Annotated in this window: 1 protein-coding gene; it reads right to left on the reverse strand. The window is 23.2% G+C overall.

Annotated features, from left to right (window positions below):
* Window positions 1–1,653 precede the first annotated feature (1,653 nt).
* The coding region (locus ACXX84_RS04110) for a replication/maintenance protein RepL (RefSeq protein WP_458572962.1) at window positions 1,654–2,263 on the reverse strand (610 nt) is incomplete at its 5' end.

The following is a 2,263-nucleotide window of genomic DNA, read 5'->3' on the forward strand; positions in this document are numbered from 1 at the left end:
ATCGATCAATTCTTTAACTTCATATTTTCTATTTTTTTTCATATCAAAATAATAACATAAAAATAATAAAAAGTTCAAAAAAAAAGAACAAAAAAGTTCAAATATCAGAAAAAACACAATTCAAATATCAGAAAACTGATACGCGCATATCAGAAAACTGATACGCGGTGATAACTCTATTATTCCATAGGAATAATAGGAAGTTTCTGCCCCTCTTATTCTATATATAAACTCTAATTTTCTAATTTCATAACTTTTTTATTGTTATTAAGAGAGGCGTTTTCAACGCCAAAATGATTGTTTTTTTATACCGCTCGCCGGTATGGAAAAACAGATTACCTATCGTGGGTTTTCATTTGAAAACACACCACATCTAAAACATAAATTTAACTTGGGGGGTTTGGGGGCATTAGTCCCCAATTCAATTTAAAATTTTAGAAAATAAAAAATATACCGCCTTGGAGGCGGAAGTGGTAATTATTAGATTTATTTGTAATTGGTTTCGCCAGCGAAACGAAAAATTCTATTTTCACCGGCGAGCGGTAAAAATGTAAATGATAATTTGTTCTTAATACCTCTGATTATTTTTAATTTAAAAAAAATAATTTTATAGATTTTAAATTTAAAATGTTATAATTTAGGTGATAGGGTATAAAAAAATAAAATTGTTTTAATGCAATTGTGTTTTGATTAAAAAAAAGTAAAAACACCTTCAAAAAGGTGTTTTTTATAATAAACTTCAGCATACTTAATTAGTTAATTAATAATTATCATTTGATAATTATTAAGATAACTATTATTAATGCTAATAAAAGCAGTAAATCTTTCATAAGTTTATTATTGATGGGGTAATTATTGTTTTAATGCTGAAGTTTTTTATATTTTTTCTAATCACTTCCTCCTTTTTGTGTTTTGATTGTGGTTAAAATACTTTTAGTATTTATAACCACCTTTTTATTATATCATTATTTTTTTAAAAATTAATAAAAAATATGTTATTTTTGATTGTTTTATTTTTCTAATATATTTACTCTATTTTAGGTGTTTTGTCGATTTTAGGGGGGTTTTTGTTAATTTTAAAGCAGTTTTTAAATAAAAATAGAAATTAAAAAATAATTGTTTTTAATATTTGTAATTTAATTTTATAGATTTTATTTTTTTATTTTTGAAAAAACTTAATTTATTTTTTTGATTTTGAAGACAATTTTTATCTTTGAATTTTTCTCTGTTTTTACCTTGTTTTTTTGCTGTGTATGCACATCAATTTTTCCGCTGATCTAATCAAATTTTACAAAGTAAAATTACACGCACGCGTGCGCGCGCACCCTTTGAAGGGCAAGATAAGAACGCTTACATTCCTAACGGAAACGCTATTTTTTTATCTTGCTATTATACTTTGTATAATAGATTTTTCACTTTTACTGTAGTCACTTTTCATTGCACTAGACGGAAAAGTGCAGGCAGTTTTCATTGCACTTTCATTGCACTAAAAAGTATTTATAACATAGTTATAAATAAAATCCCATTTTTTTCATTGCACTTTCATTACAAATTTCGCAAATGTTCAAAAAATGGTTTCAAAAGAACGAAAAAAAATGATAGAAAAATTAGTCAAAAAAATAGAATAAAAAACACCATAAAATAGGTGCTTTTTTAAAATAATCTTGGTTCATTTTCAGTTTCAGAACTTAATTTTTCATTTTTAATTTTTTCAAGCTCTTTTATTTTATTTTCTAATTTTTCTTTTTCAATTTCTAAATTTAATTTTTTACGTATATTAATTAAATCATCAATTTGTTTATCTAAATTTCTAATTTTTTCTTCGATTGTAAGTTCTTTTTTTGGAACTTTATTATACTCGTGAAGTATATACATTCTATTATTATGACTACCTTTAAAAATAACTGCTGGATTTAATTGATAAATATTTGGAAATTTTTTAATTATAAAATCTTCATCTATTAAAATTTTCATAGTTTCAAAAACAGTAGTTTTAGAAATATCTAATTCATTAGCTAATTTATCATATGTAAAATATATTTCATTTTTATAATCAATATTTTCAATAATTCAATGAGCTATTTTAATTTTTTTATTACTAATAATATCCATAGCAGATAAATAATTCTTAATTCATATTTTACTAAAATCATAATCACCATTTTCAGTGCTAATTGTATTAACAGGAAAGGTTTCTCCGGTATTTGGATCGATCAATTCTTTAACTTCATATTTTCTATTTTTTTTCATATCAAAATAATAA

Source organism: Mycoplasma sp. AC157, from assembly GCF_054343415.1.